The 16,282-nt window shown below is 64.0% G+C and carries 15 protein-coding genes; 10 read left to right on the top strand and 5 right to left on the bottom strand.

Translation table 11 applies throughout. From position 1 onward, the window contains the following. A partial coding sequence (locus MUN85_RS13050; RefSeq protein WP_431603548.1) for a transposase occupies positions 1-387 on the bottom strand: 387 nt, incomplete at its 3' end. Positions 388-3,458: 3,071 nt separating this feature from the next. Further along, positions 3,459-4,196: a hypothetical protein gene (locus tag MUN85_RS05090; RefSeq protein WP_250505686.1), complete on the bottom strand. Its 738-nt coding sequence runs from the start codon at positions 4,194-4,196 to the stop codon at positions 3,459-3,461. A 144-nt stretch (positions 4,197-4,340) separates the two neighbouring features. On the opposite strand from MUN85_RS05090, the gene MUN85_RS05095 reads away from it, so the two are divergent. Then, entirely contained in the window at positions 4,341-4,955 is a 615-nt protein-coding gene (locus MUN85_RS05095) for a LytR C-terminal domain-containing protein (protein WP_250505687.1), read from the top strand. Between the two features lie 3 nt (positions 4,956-4,958). Here the strand turns inward: MUN85_RS05095 and MUN85_RS05100 are convergent, their stop codons facing one another. Further along, a complete protein-coding gene (locus tag MUN85_RS05100) occupies positions 4,959-6,341 on the bottom strand; it encodes a uracil-xanthine permease family protein (RefSeq protein WP_250505688.1) in 1,383 nt (460 codons plus the stop codon). Between the two features lie 92 nt (positions 6,342-6,433). On the opposite strand from MUN85_RS05100, the gene MUN85_RS05105 reads away from it, so the two are divergent. Both MUN85_RS05105 and MUN85_RS05110 read left to right on the top strand, forming a co-directional pair. Further along, a complete protein-coding gene (locus tag MUN85_RS05105; protein WP_250505689.1) occupies positions 6,434-6,772 on the top strand; it encodes a DUF4190 domain-containing protein in 339 nt (112 codons plus the stop codon). Then, positions 6,769-7,500, top strand: a complete 732-nt coding sequence (locus tag MUN85_RS05110; protein WP_250505690.1) for a glutamine amidotransferase — start codon at positions 6,769-6,771, stop codon at positions 7,498-7,500. Before MUN85_RS05105 ends, MUN85_RS05110 begins: the two co-directional genes overlap by 4 nt. Here MUN85_RS05110 and MUN85_RS05115 read toward each other — a convergent pair. Beyond that, a complete protein-coding gene (locus tag MUN85_RS05115) occupies positions 7,497-8,258 on the bottom strand; it encodes a CPBP family intramembrane glutamic endopeptidase (protein WP_250505691.1) in 762 nt (253 codons plus the stop codon). The genes MUN85_RS05110 and MUN85_RS05115 overlap by 4 nt on opposite strands. Then, positions 8,255-9,256 carry a magnesium transporter CorA family protein gene (locus tag MUN85_RS05120; RefSeq protein ID WP_250505692.1) on the bottom strand — a complete coding sequence of 334 codons (1,002 nt, stop codon included), beginning with the start codon at positions 9,254-9,256 and terminating at the stop codon, positions 8,255-8,257. The genes MUN85_RS05115 and MUN85_RS05120 overlap by 4 nt, the downstream gene beginning before the upstream one ends. A gap of 27 nt (positions 9,257-9,283) precedes the next feature. Here MUN85_RS05120 and MUN85_RS05125 point away from each other — a divergent pair, with 27 nt between their 5' ends. From MUN85_RS05125 to MUN85_RS05155, 7 genes are all read left to right on the top strand, one after another. After that, complete coding sequence (locus MUN85_RS05125; RefSeq protein ID WP_092562211.1) at positions 9,284-9,592, top strand: thiamine-binding protein; 309 nt, start codon at positions 9,284-9,286, stop codon at positions 9,590-9,592. Further along, positions 9,589-10,437, top strand: a complete 849-nt coding sequence (locus MUN85_RS05130) for a uracil-DNA glycosylase (protein ID WP_250505693.1) — start codon at positions 9,589-9,591, stop codon at positions 10,435-10,437. The genes MUN85_RS05125 and MUN85_RS05130 overlap by 4 nt, the downstream gene beginning before the upstream one ends. A 34-nt stretch (positions 10,438-10,471) precedes the next feature. Then, positions 10,472-11,413 (top strand): ferredoxin family protein, encoded by a 942-nt coding sequence (locus MUN85_RS05135; RefSeq protein WP_250505694.1) that lies wholly within the window; start codon positions 10,472-10,474, stop codon positions 11,411-11,413. 73 nt (positions 11,414-11,486) lie between these two features. Next, positions 11,487-13,019, top strand: a complete 1,533-nt coding sequence (gene arc, locus MUN85_RS05140; protein WP_250505695.1) for a proteasome ATPase — start codon at positions 11,487-11,489, stop codon at positions 13,017-13,019. Continuing rightward, a complete protein-coding gene (locus tag MUN85_RS05145; protein ID WP_250505696.1) occupies positions 13,016-14,683 on the top strand; it encodes a proteasome accessory factor PafA2 family protein in 1,668 nt (555 codons plus the stop codon). The genes arc and MUN85_RS05145 overlap by 4 nt, the downstream gene beginning before the upstream one ends. Further along, positions 14,683-14,868 (top strand): ubiquitin-like protein Pup, encoded by a 186-nt coding sequence (locus MUN85_RS05150; RefSeq protein ID WP_250505697.1) that lies wholly within the window; start codon positions 14,683-14,685, stop codon positions 14,866-14,868. Before MUN85_RS05145 ends, MUN85_RS05150 begins: the two co-directional genes overlap by 1 nt. After that, positions 14,865-16,280, top strand: a complete 1,416-nt coding sequence (locus tag MUN85_RS05155) for a proteasome accessory factor PafA2 family protein (protein WP_250505698.1) — start codon at positions 14,865-14,867, stop codon at positions 16,278-16,280. The genes MUN85_RS05150 and MUN85_RS05155 overlap by 4 nt, the downstream gene beginning before the upstream one ends. The last annotated feature ends 2 nt before the right edge of the window (positions 16,281-16,282 follow it).

Here is a 16,282-nt window from a genome sequence, read left to right on the forward strand (position 1 = left end):
GGAGACGGAGCGCGAGCTGCTTCTGCTCACGACTGAGATGACCATGCTTGCCCTGCAACCGATGCCTCCTGAGATCAACGTCTGCTTCATCTCACAGCACCCATTGCGTTGACCGGTTGAATCCGCCATCGTGTTCGCACGTCTGAGTTCACGTACCTCGCGTTCGAGTTCCGCGATCCGGGCCGCGTCACCGCTCGTGGTGCCAGGGCGGAGCCCCTCGTCGGTCTCAGCACGATGCACCCAAGTTCTGAGCGCTTCGGGATGCCCGCCGAGTTGCTCAGCGATCCGTCGGTACGCGCCTTGCCGCGTCGCGAGGTCTCGGCGGGCATCGAGACACAGGCGGGTCCCGCGCTCGCGCAGCTCGGCGGGGTATTTACTGACTCCCATTCGCGGGGTTCCTTCCGGGCCGTTCTACCCTCCATCAAACCCGACACGATTCACTTCCCTGCGGCTTGCGCTCGTGCGCGGCGCTGACCCTGGACGTGACCGACGCGGATGTGGGCACCCGCTTTCTGGCAATGTATGGCAAGGGCGACACAGACCGACACGCACCACTGAATGCCAACCTAGCTGTACCCATCCGTGAGGTTGGCGGCAACTCGTTGGCTTGAGATAGGAAGAACTGAACCGTCCTGGGTGTCGTTCTTTTCAATTGTGTGAATCTGAGACGACCTCGCGAGAGGCAACGATGCCTCATAAGGACACACATCAGATCCGCGACCGGGTCCTATCCTTGGGTAAAGGAAGGCTGCCACAATGGCCTATGGTCTACCGGTGAGCGTCACCAGGCGCGCCTTGGCGCCCGACAGGTCGCGGGTGTCACGAGCCGAGAGAATGGAGAATCTTCAGCCGCTAGGCGATGGATTCAATCGTTAGAACAGGAACTGGAGGGCACCCGGCTTACGACCTAGATACTGAAAGACAACGGTATCCACGCACGAGGCAGTTCCCGGCGCTCAAAGCCGTGACCGAGCGCAGCCAGAGGGCCTGAGGAGGACCGCCCGCCACCCAACACCCCTTAACGGCATGCAGGAGAACTCGCTATCTTCGACTAATCAAATACTCCTTTTTCCGCTTTACAAGTTGGATAGAACAGCAATCTACATAGAAGGTCACTCGAAATACTTGCGCTCAGACGCGCAGTAGTATAGTTTCGACTAACCCGGATGTGGCACGAGCCACATTAAATGGAGGAACTATGTCAAGGCTCAGATCACTTCAAGCCCCCTCACATTCTTCGCCATCGGAGGGACTGCGGTAGCGTCAGCCACCGTCGATATCCCACCCGCAACTGACGGGCTCATCTTGACAAGACACGTTGTCAACAAGACCAGCACCGCCAATTTCATTGACACCACCAAAGAAATCGGACGCTGCCAAGTCGGAACGACCGGCGGAACCTGTACGATCCAGAGCGGCAAGACCGTTACACGGACGATTCAACTCACGACCGGAGTAACCCGCTGGTCAGTTGCATCATCCCTCTCTATCAGTTCGGCATCATCCGTGACGACCTCTCAATCATGCACCTCACCGGTCATGCGAGCAGGCGAGGCCTGGATCGCAAATCCCATCGGAACGAGATTCAGATACCAAATCGAAACACGAGGCCGTCTCGATGGCGCTCCTATCCCCCCAAAGCGGAGCGGATATCTGTACGCGTTCAACCCAACAGGGTCCATCTACTGCAAATTGATTGGATGAACCTACCGGCGGAGACCCTGCGCTGGACAGTTCTGGGTCTCCGCCGGACTGACACTTCGGCGATAGCTTTCCACAGATCTTGGCCAATTAGGAGAAATCTTGAGAACACGAGTCGCAATGGCTCTTGCAGCCGTATTGTGCTTTACCGGCTGCAGCAGCAAATCGGGAACAGACCGTACTGCCGAATCCCTCCTAGGCAAAAGTCTTGGAGAAGTCGGAAGCACCATATCCTCCGATGAGGTCTTGCTTATAGTTCAGGATGCCTCCCCACGCTTCGCCGAACCACCCAGTTACACCGCAGATAATCTGCATGATAGTCGGTTCACAATCATCGCCGCGTGTTCAAACCGGCCCAGATTGGATGATAGTTCTCAGATCGAGATCGCCGTTGTTCCAACAGACACTTTCCAAAAGGAAGGAAAAGAACGAATGGATCTCGCAGAATTCACTGATGCTGTAGTTTGCGACTTCAAATAGTGGTGATCCTGTACTGACGCAATGTTCGCTCCTACCGAACCAATCAAGACCGGTTGGGTTAGCCGACTCCCATGGGATGATAAACGTGGCCGCTGTCACCGGTTAAGGGCCAGCAATCCACTACAGGTTACGTGGACCCCGTGATCACCGTTTGAGGTGACACCCGCCCGTGCCCCACCCATTCGCGAATTTGTGACAGCGGGGCCACTGTCGAACGATGGCCTGGCAATGACGTTCCCCTCAGCACCATTGCCGCACTGGGCACAATTCCTTCGCCGGGCAGCTACGTGATGATTGGCGTGCCAACTGAATCGTCTGTAAGCGTTCGTGGTGGCCGGTCCTGGGCTGAATCGCAGGGTTGATGTTATAGTCCCTTGCCCGTGGAGGCTCTTAATCGTCTGCCTCCTATTGGGCATTGTTGCACGGGATCTGTCCGGCGGGGAGCAAACGTCAAGGCGAGATTCTAGTCCACAATCCTGCGCGCAGGTAGTGCCATCGCCCGGTCAGGTCATATAGTGAATGCTCGCGTCGTTTTCCGCACTCCGCGCATGCTCTCCTGCTTCAGAGGCGTTCGCTCTGATCCCGGACGATCTCGCACCTCTCGCGCTTCTCCGGGGCATGCAAGTTCTGCCGCCCGTACCCGCCAACACGCTTCGTTCCGAGCTGCTGGATCTGCGGCACGAAAAGCTCATCAAGCACTTACCCATCCGAATTGGGCTGTTCCTTCGCGTCCCGGCATCCGCGAGAAATGAAACACACACGATATACCGCACAAAACGCACGGCAAGGGAATACGACTCTGACACGATCACAATACTCGTCAACGAATCCGATCAATTCGTTCGGTGCCGGTCGAGTTGCTTCCCGAAAACATGCTCACAGCATTGATTGCATAGGTTCGCTTCTTCGCCTCGCGATCTCGCGGCGCAAGCGCCAAATCTCCTCGGTCTGTCAGCAGTAACACCGGACTTTACACCGGCATCGATCTCATAGAGGCGCTGCTACACGCGCAGTGCCACAAGGTTCAATTCCAGCAGCCCACCAACATTACAGCAGGTCACAGCCAGTGACTCGTGCTCACAACTGGCCTCAGCGAGCAGGCACTGCCGGGGTTCGGGGTCGAAGTTGCTTGTGGTCCACCCTCCTACAAAGGTCGGAACCCTCACCAGGCCGATTCAATCTCCCTACTGGCACCCAAAAGAACACCCTCACCTACCAGGCACCAAACAGAACGCCTTCCAACGAATTCAACCTTAACGAATACAACAAAATCGCTACTAATCCCGCAAGTTCGCCGGGAACTGTGGGCATCGATCGATGACGTCACTTGGCGCATCGACGATACTTGCAGGCAATTTGTATGTTCGCTCTGCAAAGTAGCCGTCAACGAAAGCGCCCTTGGAAGGAAAGCCCGTAACGGTATAGCCCTCGCGAGCAAGGCATGGGATGGACTCATCCATACTCCACTGCCATAGCTCGCCGATTTCTCGCTCATTCATCGGTGGTCGCGTCTTCTTCGGATACTGTCCGTAGCACGTATATTGAGAGATCTCGAAGGCCGCCGACTGACCGGCCGGGACTTCCACTTCCACCTCGTCAACATCGGGGAAGTACTTCGTTTGACTCCACCCCTGCTGCTTTAAGCACTCAGCGTATGGGCCCATTGATTCTTGATACGCAACTAGGCTGACCGACGGCCGCTCCGGAGAAACTGCTCCCTCCGGAAGACTCGCGAGGACGTCTTTCCACATCACGTCTAGCATCTCTTGGTGCGTTTGCTCCGGAAAAGACCGTTCTCCGTTCGCATCCACTTTGACTTCAGGAAGGTTCTCCCGATTCACCCCGTCGTCGGACTGAATCGAGCTTTCGGCAGGCTCCGGAGAAGTAGAAGTCGATGCGCCGCCTGACGTGCAGCCAGCAATCAGGGTTCCCAAAGTGGCGAAGACTAAGCCAGCCTTAAGCGCTCGCCAATGCGTCGGACCAGACTCGGTCGTCCTCGATGCTTGTTCGATCATTCACTTATGCTATGCAGCGCATCACACTGCTGCCACCCCTTGACGCCACCGAGACCAAACCGTTACAGACTCCACCTATCTTCCGGGTCGCATCGTCCTCAGGGTCGATCACATCAGGACCGTTTATCTACTACGGTAAATTCTGTGACCCCCTCAGATTCGAATCCGACCAAGGAACGTCATCGTCGCCTGTGGCAACGCCAGGCGGTGATCTTTGGTGGCCTCGGACTGCTCCTCGCGCTAGCGCTCGTGTTGTCTCTCGCTCAGTTCTCCGGACTGCTCCCCTCACCGTTCGCGCGCGAGTTCACTGTGCCAGAGGAGGAGGAGACCGGGAATACGACTGTGTCCGTATGTCCTCCCGCCGACTCGGTGCCGGTAGCGCTGAAAGATCTACCGGTAGACGTCTACAACGGGACGAGCCGCGTTGGCCTCGCGGGCGCAACTGCAAAGGGTCTCAAGGAGCTCGGACTCAAGGTCGGTCAGACGGGCAACTTCGGTGCGGGTTATCCCGGCACGGCACTCATTCGCGTCAATCAGTCACAGATCGTTCAGGGCTACACCATCTCCCGGCTGTTCCCCGATTCCGTCGTCACGCTCGAAGAGCGTGATACGGAGTCGATCGATGTCATCGTCGGCGATGAGTACAGCCAAATGGCGGGTGCTGATGCCGTCGGAGATAAGCCGTTCGTGGCCCCCGAAGGATGCAAAACACCGCCGGAGCCCCCTGAAGAGGAGGCCCCGGCGGAAGGTGACGGCTAGGAATTAGCGAGACTTGCGGACTCCGCGCCCGAAGTCCTCACCATTCAGCTCGACTCCGCCCGGCGCTGATGCCGGGGAAGCCGGTTCGAACGACGTCCCCCGCCAGCGGGAAATTGCCCGCATGACGTGGTAGATGATGATCGCGGCCGCCGAGCCGAGAGCGATTCCCTCGAAGCTGATCTGTCCCACGTTGATCGTGTAGTTCGCGATCGCGACGATGAGGGCGACAGCAGCGGTGTTGAGGTTCACGGGATCGGAGAAGTCCACTTGGCGCTGGACCCAGATCCGCACCCCGAGCATGCCAATCATGCCGTACAGGACGGTAGCCGCGCCGCCGAGCACGCCGGCGGGGATCGTCGCGATTGCTTCACCGAACTTCGGCAGCATCGAAAGGCCCAGTGCGAAGAGCGCGGCACAGACATAGGCAGCGGTCGAGTACACGCGCGTGGCTGCCATGACGCCGATGTTCTCGGCGTAGGTCGTCGTGCCGGAGCCGCCTCCGGATCCGGCCAGCATGGTCGAAACACCATCGGCGATGAGCGCACGCCCGGTGACATCGTCGAGATTGTCTCCCGTCATCGCCGCCACCGACTTCACGTGTCCGACGTTTTCTGCCACCAGCACGAGCACTACTGGAACAAACAGGCCGAGGTAGCTCGGGTCGAATGCGGGTGCGTGGAACGCGGGAAGGCCAACCCAGGAGGCATCTCCGATGGCTTCGAAGTTCACTTCGCCGCGAATGGCAGCGGTGACATATCCGACCAGAACACCGAGCAGGATGGACAGGCGTCCGACGATTCCCTTAAACAGGACCGTGATGAGCAAAATCGCGACGATGGTGACCACGGCGGTCACGGGCGCCTGCTTCACCCAGTTCCATGCGGCCGGCGCTAGGTTGAAGCCAATGAGGGCAACGATGGCGCCGGTGACGACCGGAGGCATGACCGCATCGATCCAGCGGACACCCGCGAAGTGGACGATGACACCGACGACCGCGAGCGTGAGTCCAACTGAGATGATGCCGCCCTGGGCGAGCGCCATCTTGTGCGGATCCAGGGCTGTGCCCTCACCGGGCACGAACCCGGTCACGGCCCCAATTGGAGCAAGGAGCGCGAAGGATGAGCCAAGGTAGCTCGGGAGCCTGCCCGCAGTCGTGATCAAGAAGATCAGCGTGCCGATCGCGGTGAAGAACAGCGTCGTTGACGGCGGGAAACCGGTCAATAAGGGCACTAAAAAAGTGGCCCCAAACATGGCCACTACGTGTTGTGCTCCGATCCCTGCGGTGAGAGACCAACTCAACCGCTCATGCGGGGTGACGATCTCACCGGGACCGATCTTTTTTCCGTCGCCGTGAAGCGTCCAGAATCCTTTGGTGGGGTTTGACATGGGTTTCCTCCGTGGTCGGCCGTGGCCTTTTTCCGGGAACACTGTACAACCAGCGCCGAGACTGCCCCCTCGACACGCCGTATGCTGAGCACATGACCCGCCAGCCGCCCGTATCTGACCCCGTGGACCTTGTGTTTCCTGGTACCGAAGATATAGACGCATCCGCCGTTTTTTCTGGACCGGGCTACAAGGCGCCTGAGATTAAGACGGAGTCCACGGCACTGACGAGTTTGGTGCTGTCCCTCCTCTTCTTCATCCCTGCGCTACCGCTGCTGGGTGTGGTTTTTGGGGTCGTGGGACTTCAACGGTGCGCCAACCGCCGCCGCAATGGCCAGGGGCTAGCAATTGCCGGCATCGTTATCGGTGCAGTTGTCACGGCCATACAGCTGATGGTGCTTTTCCTGTACTTCTCCTTTATGGGAGCGGTATGAAGCCGTTTGTTCTCATCGCCACGCGTCCCGAGGACGAAACCGCCGACGCCGAGTACGAGCTCTTCTTACGTTTTGGCGGGCTAAGGGAAACCGAGCTCATCCGGATCCGGCTGGAATCTGAGCCGCTACCCGAGATCGACTTGTCTGCGATCTCGGGAATCATGCTCGGAGGCAGCCCGTTCACGGGCTCGATTCCGCGGGAACACAAATCCGACACCCAGATTCGAGTCGAGCACGAACTCTCGGGGCTCCTGGATCGAGTAGTTCCCCAAGACATCCCCTTGCTTGGTGCATGCTACGGGGTTGGCACCCTCGGGCGGCACCAGGGCGGACAGATCGACTTCACCTACGGCGAAGAGATCGGCGCACCCATCATGAGGATTACCGACGCCGGTCTTTCCGACCCACTACTGGAAGGGATCCCGCGCGAGTTCAGGTCCTTCGTCGGTCATAAGGAGGCCTGCTCGAAACTACCCGAGCATGCCACCCTGCTCGTGTCATCTCAGGCGTGTCCCGTGCAGATGTTTCGGATCAAGAACAATCTCTACGGCACGCAATTCCATCCCGAACTCGACATCCCCGGGATTCACTTGCGGATTGATGTGTACAAGGACGCGGGTTACTTCCCGGCCGAATCAGCACAAGAGGTCAAGGATTACACGGCAAAGTTCGACGTCTCGGCATCCCACCAGATCGTGCGCAACTTCGTCGATTACTACCGCCGCTAAAGCCAGGCGAGCCAGCTCTCGGGCAGGAGGGTGTATCCGACGAAAGCCACCAGGTCGATCAGTGTGTGAGCAACGACGAGCGGCATGACGCGCCGCGTACGCCGGTAATACTCGGCAAAGACCACACCCATGACGACGTTGCCGATCCCCGGACCGATGCCCTGATAGAGATGATAGGTGCCGCGCAGCAGAGCTGACGCCGTGAGGATTGCCGGCACTTTCCAGCCCATCTGCTCCAGGCGCTCATACAGGTAACCAACGGCGATGACCTCTTCCAGCACCGCGTTTTTCAGGGCCGCCAGGATCAAGACCGGTACCGCCCACCAATATGACGGCAACCCCGCCGGCGAGACGTTCACGGTGATACCGATAAGCCGCCCCAGCAGGTAGAACCCGAGTCCCGGGATCCCGATGAGGGCGCCAAGTCCGATTCCGGCCAGCAGGTCACGCCCGGGACGACGACACTCGAATCCGATTCGGGCCAGTGCGCTCTTGCCGGAATCTGACAGGAAATACAGCGCTAGCACCACAGGCACGAGGGCGAAGCCAATCGCCAGCAGCTGGTAGGTCAGATCCAGATACGGGCGCGCGCTCAAGGACGTATTCAGCCCTGCGCTTTGCTGGCGCAGCGGGGTCGCAGCGGTCAGACGCGCAATGATATTGACGATTGAATAGATGCCCGATTGGCCGAGCGAGAGCCCAAGGACAATGAGGACCTCGGGCCCCAGGCGGCTCCGGGGCGCTGCCCGCTCGATCACAGCCAGTCCTTTCGCTTCATGACGACGTAGACGCTGGCCGAGAGCCCCACAACAAGGACAATCGAGGCGATGAACCCGGTGGCGTTGCCTTCCCCCGGAAACGGCACGTTTTGTCCAAACCATCCGGTCACGAGCGTCGGGACCGCGATGATCGCGGCCCACGCCGCAAGCTTTTTCATCACCGTGTTCAGTCGCGAGTCCTGCAGCTGCAGATGAGTCTCCACGAGGTTTTGGATGACATCGCGCAGCGAATCGGTCCACTCGCTCGCGCGCAGGACGTGATCCATGAGGTCTTGGAACCAGGGATCTGGCCGGTCGGCGAACTCGTGCCGGATCAGGCCGAGCACCACCTCGCGCATCGGCAGCACATAGCGCCGCAGCTTGGCCAGGTCCTTCCTGACCGCATAGGCCTTGGCCGAGAACTCAGGCCCCGGACCGCCCTCTGCAAACAGCTCGTCTTCAAGGTCTTCGAGATCACCGTCGATGAGCTGAATCGTCTCAAAGTGACCATCCACGATGTAGTCAAACAGGACGTGGACAAGGACACCGACGTCATCGGAGCTGCGGGCGGCGAGCTCCCGGTCTGCATTGGCCATGATGCGCGGAATATCGATGTCCTCATCGAGCCGCACCGTCACGAGGCCATGATCGAGCAAGAACCCCGAGACTCGCGAGGTTTGCAACCGGCCCGCTTCCCGGTCCTCGGCCCGGCTTTCCATATCGGTGGCGTAGACGACGAAGAAGAGCCGGCCATCGATCTCGGTGAGCTTGGGACGCTCATGGGGTGCGAGCGCGTCCTCGACCGTCGTGGGATCAAGCCCCAACTCGTCGGCGAGGTGGCCGAGCTGATCGGGGCTGGGCGCCACGAGATCGATCCAGCACAGCGTGCTTGGGTCTTCCAGGGCGTGGCGGATCGTCGCCGGCTCCAGGTCGGTATCGACGGGCTCACTATCGATCCAGGTACGGGCGTGGATCGCGGCGGAAGTGGCGGGACGCATGAAGACTATTGTGCCTACAGTTGGGGCATGCTTGTTGCTTTCTCTGTTGCCCCCTCCGGCTCCGCTGATGAATCCGGATCCGTGGCCAAGGCCGTCGCCGCCGCCGTCGAGGTCGTGCGCGCCTCCGGGCTTCCTAACCGCACCGACGCGATGTTCACGACGATCGAGGGCGAATGGGATGAGGTCATGGATGTCGTGAGGCGCGCGACCGAGGCCGTCGGCGCCTACGGTTCTCGCGTCTCGCTCGTCCTGAAAGCCGATATTCGCCCCGGTTTCACCGGCGAGCTCGATGGCAAGGTGGAGCGCCTCGAGGCCCACCTCGCCGAGCGCGAATGAGTGAGGCCGGCGAACCGCCGTGCCCGCTGCTCGCCCACCCCGGCACCGGCCAGCTGTTTGCCTCCCCCGTCCCTCCCGGCACGGGCTGGCCGGGCGATCCAGCTACCGCCGCGACGGCGGTGGCAACGAGCGCCGCTGAGGTCTCCCACCTCGCGGCCTCATGTGAGACGACCGAGCAGCTCGATGCCCACGTCACGGTGTGCCGGGCGTGCCCTCGCCTCGTCGCCTGGCGGGAAGACCATGCACGGGTAAAGCGCGCCGCCTTCGCCGATGAGCCCTACTGGGGACGCCCCGTTGCGAGCTTCGGCAACCCCGCCGCGCGGCGCCTAATCGTCGGGCTCGCGCCAGCCGCCCACGGCGGTAATCGCACCGGTCGCATGTTCACCGGGGATCGCTCCGGCGACTGGCTCTTCGCCTCGCTGTTCCGCGTCGGCCTCGCCTCCCAGCCCTCGAGCGAGGAGGCCGCCGACGGCCTGGAGCTGTTCGGCGCGCGCATGGTGGCACCCGTGCACTGTGCGCCACCCGCGAACAAACCGACCACCACCGAGATTGCGACGTGCGCGCCCTGGATCGAGCGCGAATTCTCGCTCATTCGCCCGATCGCTCTCCTCGCGCTCGGCGGTATCGCCTGGCAGTCCGTGCTGCGCACCGCTCGCGCGCTCGGCTGGCAGGTGCCGCGACCCGCGCCGCGATTCGGCCACGGCGCGGAGGTCGAGCTGGTGGCAGATTACGGCAGCGTGCGCCTTCTCGGCTGCTATCACGTCTCGCAACAAAACACGTTCACGGGCCGCCTCACCGAGGCCATGCTCGATACCGTCATGACTCGATTCGCGTCTGCCCCGTGAGCAGTTAATGTGGCATTAGGTAGGTGAGGACTGCGTGAGCGATAACGATAAGACCCGCGAACGCTGCTCGATGGGATCGGCGGCGATCGACGAGATCGCGGCGGGCAGCGCGGCCCGCGCGACATGCTGGGTCATGCTCGAACAGCCCGGCGCGTGGGGCCGTAAGGCCGTCACCCAATCGGATCTCGATCCGGCACTCGGCGCCCGTATCGACGATCTCGTGAGCTCCGTCGGCGGCCGCTTTGGCCTCATCCGAGAGCCCAATAAGCGCGTGAGCGAGAGCGATGACAAGCGCGTGCTGCTCATCGCGGGCGGGCTTAGCGGCGAGCCGTGGCTCGTGCGCGGCACCGTCACGGATCCCGCCAAACTGGAGCGCCTGACGCCCGAGGCGCTGAGCTCGCCCACCCCCGATGCGGTGCTCGCGCTGTTTTACCGGTTCGTCGTCTCGCGCGAGGCCGTCGCCCTCGTGTGCACTAACGGCACGCGCGACCTGTGCTGCGCGCTTGAAGGCCGGCCCGTGGCGATCGAGGCGGCGCAGCAGCGCGGCGGTCTCGTCTTTGAAACCTCCCACACCGGAGGCCACCGCTTCGCCCCGACGGGGGTGCTGCTGCCGAGCGGTTTCACCTTCGCGCGGGCGAGCGCTAAGAGCGTCGTCGCCGCAATCGATGCGGGCTCGATGGGCATCATCGCGCCCGACCTGAACGACGCGTGGCATAACCGCGGGATGTCCGCACTACCTCCCGAACAGCAGGTCGCGCTCGCCACGGTCCAAGAGCGCCTCGGGGTCGCGCGCCTGACGGGTTGGCAGCTCACGACGCTATCGGCCGAGGACGACCGCTGGCAGATCCGCGTGCGGCGCGAGGATACCGACGAACTCGTCGAGGTCATCCGCGATACGGCGGCGGGCGAGACGCGTCCACTGTCATGCGGCGCCGAGGCCAAGCTCCTGGCGCGATGGCGCGCCACGATAATCTAGTACGACCGTCCCATTACCGCGGTTTTCGCGGTACCATAGCCGTATCCGCAATGGCGCATGTGAAAGGCGAACGATGAGCGAGACCGACGACCAGCTCGCGCGCAAGAATGCCCGCCTCGCCCACGCCCTGTCCGCCGCCCGCCAGGAGCTTTCGAGCCTGCGCCAGGAGATCGACCGGCTCACCGCGCCCCCGCTCAGCTTTGGCACCTACCTGCGCACCGTCGACGCCCTGCAGCGCATCGTCGACATCTCCGCGGCGGGCCGCAAGATGCGCGTGGCCGTCTCCCAGCAGGTCCCGCTCGGCGGTCTGCAGGCCGGCACCGGCGTCATCCTCGATGACCACCTCTGCGTCATCGCCACCACCGAAGCCGAGGACACCGGCGATATCGTCGCCGTCGAACAGCGCCTGGATGACGACCACGTCCTCGTCATCGTGCGGGGCGAAGACAGCCGCGTCCTGCGCTTGGCCGGGGACCTCGCCCGCGAGCGCCTGCGCCTTGGCGACTCACTGCTCGCCAATCTGCGCGACGGGATCGCGCTGCGCCGGGTGCTGCGCGCCGAGGTCGAGGACCTGCTGCTGGAGGAGGTGCCCCACACGCCGTGGGAGGCCATCGGCGGGCTATCCGAGGCGATCGAGCAAATCCGCGACGCCGTCGAACTGCCCGTCACCCACCCCGAACTCTTCACCGAACACCGCCTGCGCCCACCCAAGGGTGTGCTGCTCTACGGGCCGCCCGGCTGCGGCAAAACCCTCATCGCCAAGGCGATCGCCACCTCGCTGTCGCGAACCGCGGGCGCCGACGCCTACTTCCTCAACATCAAGGGCCCCCAGCTGCTGGACAAGTACGTCGGTGAAACCGAGCGACGCATCCGCCTCATCTTCGCGCGGGCCCGCGACAAGGCCGCGCTCGGCCTGCCCGTCGTGATCTTTTTCGACGAGATGGAATCGCTCTTCCGCACGCGTGGTTCGGGCGTCTCCTCCGACGTCGAGACGACGGTCGTGCCGCAGCTGCTCGCGGAAATCGATGGCGTCGAGGAATTGCGCAACGTGATCGTCATCGGCGCCTCCAACCGCGAGGACATGATCGATCCGGCGATCCTGCGGCCCGGCCGCCTCGACGTCAAGATCCGCATCGACCGGCCAGATGAGGCCGGCAGCGCCGAGATCCTCGCCCGCTACCTCACCGCGGACCTGCCGATCGCCGAGTCCGAGATCGCGGCCGCCGGAGGCGTAGCCGAGGCCGTTGCCGCCATGCGCTCGGCCCTGCTCGCCGCGCTGTTTACCCGCGACGAACACACCGCGCTGCTCACGGTACGCCGCCGCTCGGGGGCAACCGAGACGTGGCACCTTGCCGATCTCGTCTCGGGCGCCATGATCGCCACGATCGTTGATCGCGCAAAGACGGCGGCGATCAAGTCTTACCTCGAGACCGGCACGCGTGGGCTCAGCACGGACCACCTCCGCCACGCGCTGCAGCGCGAACTTGCCGACAGCGCGGACCTGCCGGGTGCGAGCGACCCGGAGGAGTGGGCCCGCGTCATCGGGCGGGGTCGCGGCGGCGATCCCATCGTCGCGGTGATCCCCGTGGCGGGTGATGACGCATGATCTCGGTCTCGCGCATCCAGGGCGTGGAAACCGAATACGCCCTGCTCGATCCCGCCGATCCGGGCGCGGATCCGGAGGCATTGGCGACCAAGCTGCTGTTTTCCTACGCGCGCGCCCTGGCCGCCGAGGGCCAGCCGAGCCAACTCCACGTCCCCGCGGCCACGGGCCGGGAGCTCGAGGCGGGGGCAGGCACCCGCTTTGACTATTCGGGCGAAGCCCCGGGCTCCGACGCTCGCGGCTTTACGCACACGAACCTGCCGGCCGAGGCCCGCACCAACGAGGGCGCCGGCGCGGCGCTGACATCGGCCGCCACCCGCTGGGTCACGCGCCTGACCCCCTTTGAGGCGCACTACTACCGCGGCTCGGCGATCCACGGCCCAAACGGTGCGCGGCTGTACGTCGACCACTCCCACCCCGAATACGCCGCGCCCGAAGCCCTCGGACCGCGCGCGGCCATGCGCTATGACCTCGCCGGCGATCGCCTCATGCAGCGCGCTGCCGCCGATCTGCGCTGCGTGCTCGTGAAGAACAACGTCGATGGCAAGGGCCAAGCCTGGGGCGCCCACGAGTCCTACCTCATGTCGCGCGCCACCAGCTGGGACCTCATCACGGCAACCCTCCTGCCCTTCCTCGTCACCCGGCCCATCATCGGAGGCGCGGGCCGCGTCGGTATCGGGCGCCGCAGTGAAGAACCCGGCTTCCAGATCTTCGCGCGCGCGGACTTCATCGAGCAGGAAACCTCCCTGTACACCACCCGCGAGCGCCCCATCATCAACACCCGCGACGAACCCCACGCAAGCGGCAACCGGTGGCGCCGCCTACACGTCATCACCGCCGATTCCTCCGTTCTCGCGCCGACGATCCTGCTGCGCATGGGCAGCCTTTCCGCCGTCCTATCCCTCATCGAGAACCACCCCGAGGACGCGGCCGACCTCGCCGAACGCTTCCGCCTCGCCGATCCGGTCGCCGCCGTGCGCACCTTCAGCTATGACCCGACGCTGTCGGCCACCGCGCCGCTGGCCGCCGGCGGGCAGGCGAGCGCCCTGCAGATCCAGCGGGCCTTCCTTGCCGCCTGCCGCGCGCATCGCTGCGATGCGGAAACCCGCGAGGTGCTCGACCTGTGGTCCGAGGCCCTCGACGCCCTCGCGATCGGCCCACACGCCGCCGCCAGCCTCGTGCAGTGGTGCGCGAAGTACGAGCTGCTGCAGCGCCTACGCGCGAAGTACTCCTGCGGCTGGGACGACCCGCGCATCGCGGCCGCCGACCTGCAATTCGCGATGCTCGATCCGGCCGCCTCGCTCGCCGCCGCCCTGCAGCGCGCCGGCACGATCCGCCAGATCATCGACGACGAGGAGATCGCGGCGGCCGAGCTCGCCGCCCCTGAGAACACGCGCGCCGGCGGCCGCGCCGCCTTCCTTGCCGCCTATCCGGACCAGATCTGGGCCGCGAGCTGGACCTCCCTCGTCGTGGATTCGCCTCGCCCCCACCTGCTGCGCGTCACCCTGTCCGATCCGCACCACCCCACCGCCGCCGAAGCCCGCGCCGCGATCGCCGCGACCGATAGCGCGCTCGCCGCACTGACGCACCTGGGCCTCGATGTCCCACCCGATCCGCACACCGAGGGTTGGGACGAAGGCATCTACCATGAACCCAAGGAGGAGTAATGGCCAAGCGCATCCAGAAAGAAACCACCCACGAGGACGCGGCCGAACCCATCGAGCCGCCCACGCCCGCCGGCCCCAACCCCACGGCCCAGGGCCTCGATCAAGTCCTGGCCGATATCGACGACGTCCTTGAGGTCAACGCCCTGAGCTTCGTCCAAGGATTCGTGCAAAAGGGCGGCCAGTGAGCCCTGCCGGGCCGCTCACCCGTGCCTGCGGGATCGAAACCGAATACGGCGTGGCGAGCGCGCACCTGGCGCCGGTCCCCGACGATAGCGCTCCGCCCGTTGCCGCCGAGGCCGCGGTCAACGAGATTTTCCGCCACACGCCGCAGCGCCACCGCAGCGCGCACCACTTCTTAGCCAACGGCTCCCGCCTCTACGTCGACATCGGCTCCCACCCCGAATACGCCGGCGCCGAATGCCGCTACTTATCCGACGTGCTCGCCCAGGACCGCGCGGGCGACGCCATCCTCGCCGATATGCTCGCCACCGCCAACGCTGACCTCGCCACGCGCGAGCCCGCGGCGCGCATCCACCTGCTGAAATCAAACGCCGACGCCCACGGCAACACCTTCGGCTGCCACGAGAACTACCAGATTCGCCGTAGCCCCGAGCTGCCCACCGCCGGATTCGTCGGCTTCCTCGCCGCCCGCCAAATCCTCACCGGCGCTGGCCTGCTGCCCTTCCCCGGCGAGGTCGCCCACACCGAGCGCCCCACCTCGGCGCTCGCCCCGCTGCTGTTTTCCGCCCGCGCCCCCTTCATGACAGCACCCACCTCCGCGGACCCCACCCGCGGCCGCGCCTTCATCAATACCCGCGACGAACCCCACGCGGACAAGACCCGCTGGCGCCGCCTGCACATCATCGCGGGCGACGCGGCCAGGTGTGAGGCGACGACGGCCGTCAAGGTGCTGCTCGCCGACGCCCTGCTCGCCCTGATCGAGGCCGGCGGCTGGGACCTGGTCGAATGCGAGCTCGCCGATCCGATCGCCGCCACGCGGGCCTGGAACCTGGACCCGAACTCGCCCGCCGAGCGCACCGGCGGCCGCTCGCCCATCACCTGCCCCGAGCTCCTCACGCTCGTGTGCGACCGGATCGCGCCCACCCTGCCCGACGATCCGCTCACCGCCCGTACCTTCGATCTCGCGCGCCGTGGCATTGCGGCCCTCGAATCGGGCGATTACTCGAGCGTGCAAACCGAGCTCGATTGGGCGATCAAGGCCACCCTCGCGCGCCACGTCGCCGCCTCGGCGCCCGAGGGCTACGCCGACCCGCGCGTGCTGCGCACGATCCTTGCCTTCCACGACATCTCCGATACCACGGGCCTCGCCGCGGGCCTGCGCCGCGCGGGCCTCATGGCTAGCTGGGTCAGCCCCGAAGAGGTCGCCGCCGCCCGCACCACCCCGCCCACGGGCACCCGCGCCCGCATCCGCGGCGCCTTCGTCGCGGCGTGCGCAGCGGCGGGCCGCTCCGCCTCCGTCGGCTGGGCCCACATCCGCCTCGATTCCCCACCACGCCCCCAGATCGATCTACCCGATCCGCTCTCCGATGACGACGCCCAAGCCGCAGCCCTCATCGCGGAGCTCACCGAAATGTAGCC

Source organism: Bowdeniella massiliensis (genome assembly GCF_023634005.1).
Lineage (GTDB): Bacteria > Actinomycetota > Actinomycetes > Actinomycetales > Actinomycetaceae > Bowdeniella > Bowdeniella massiliensis.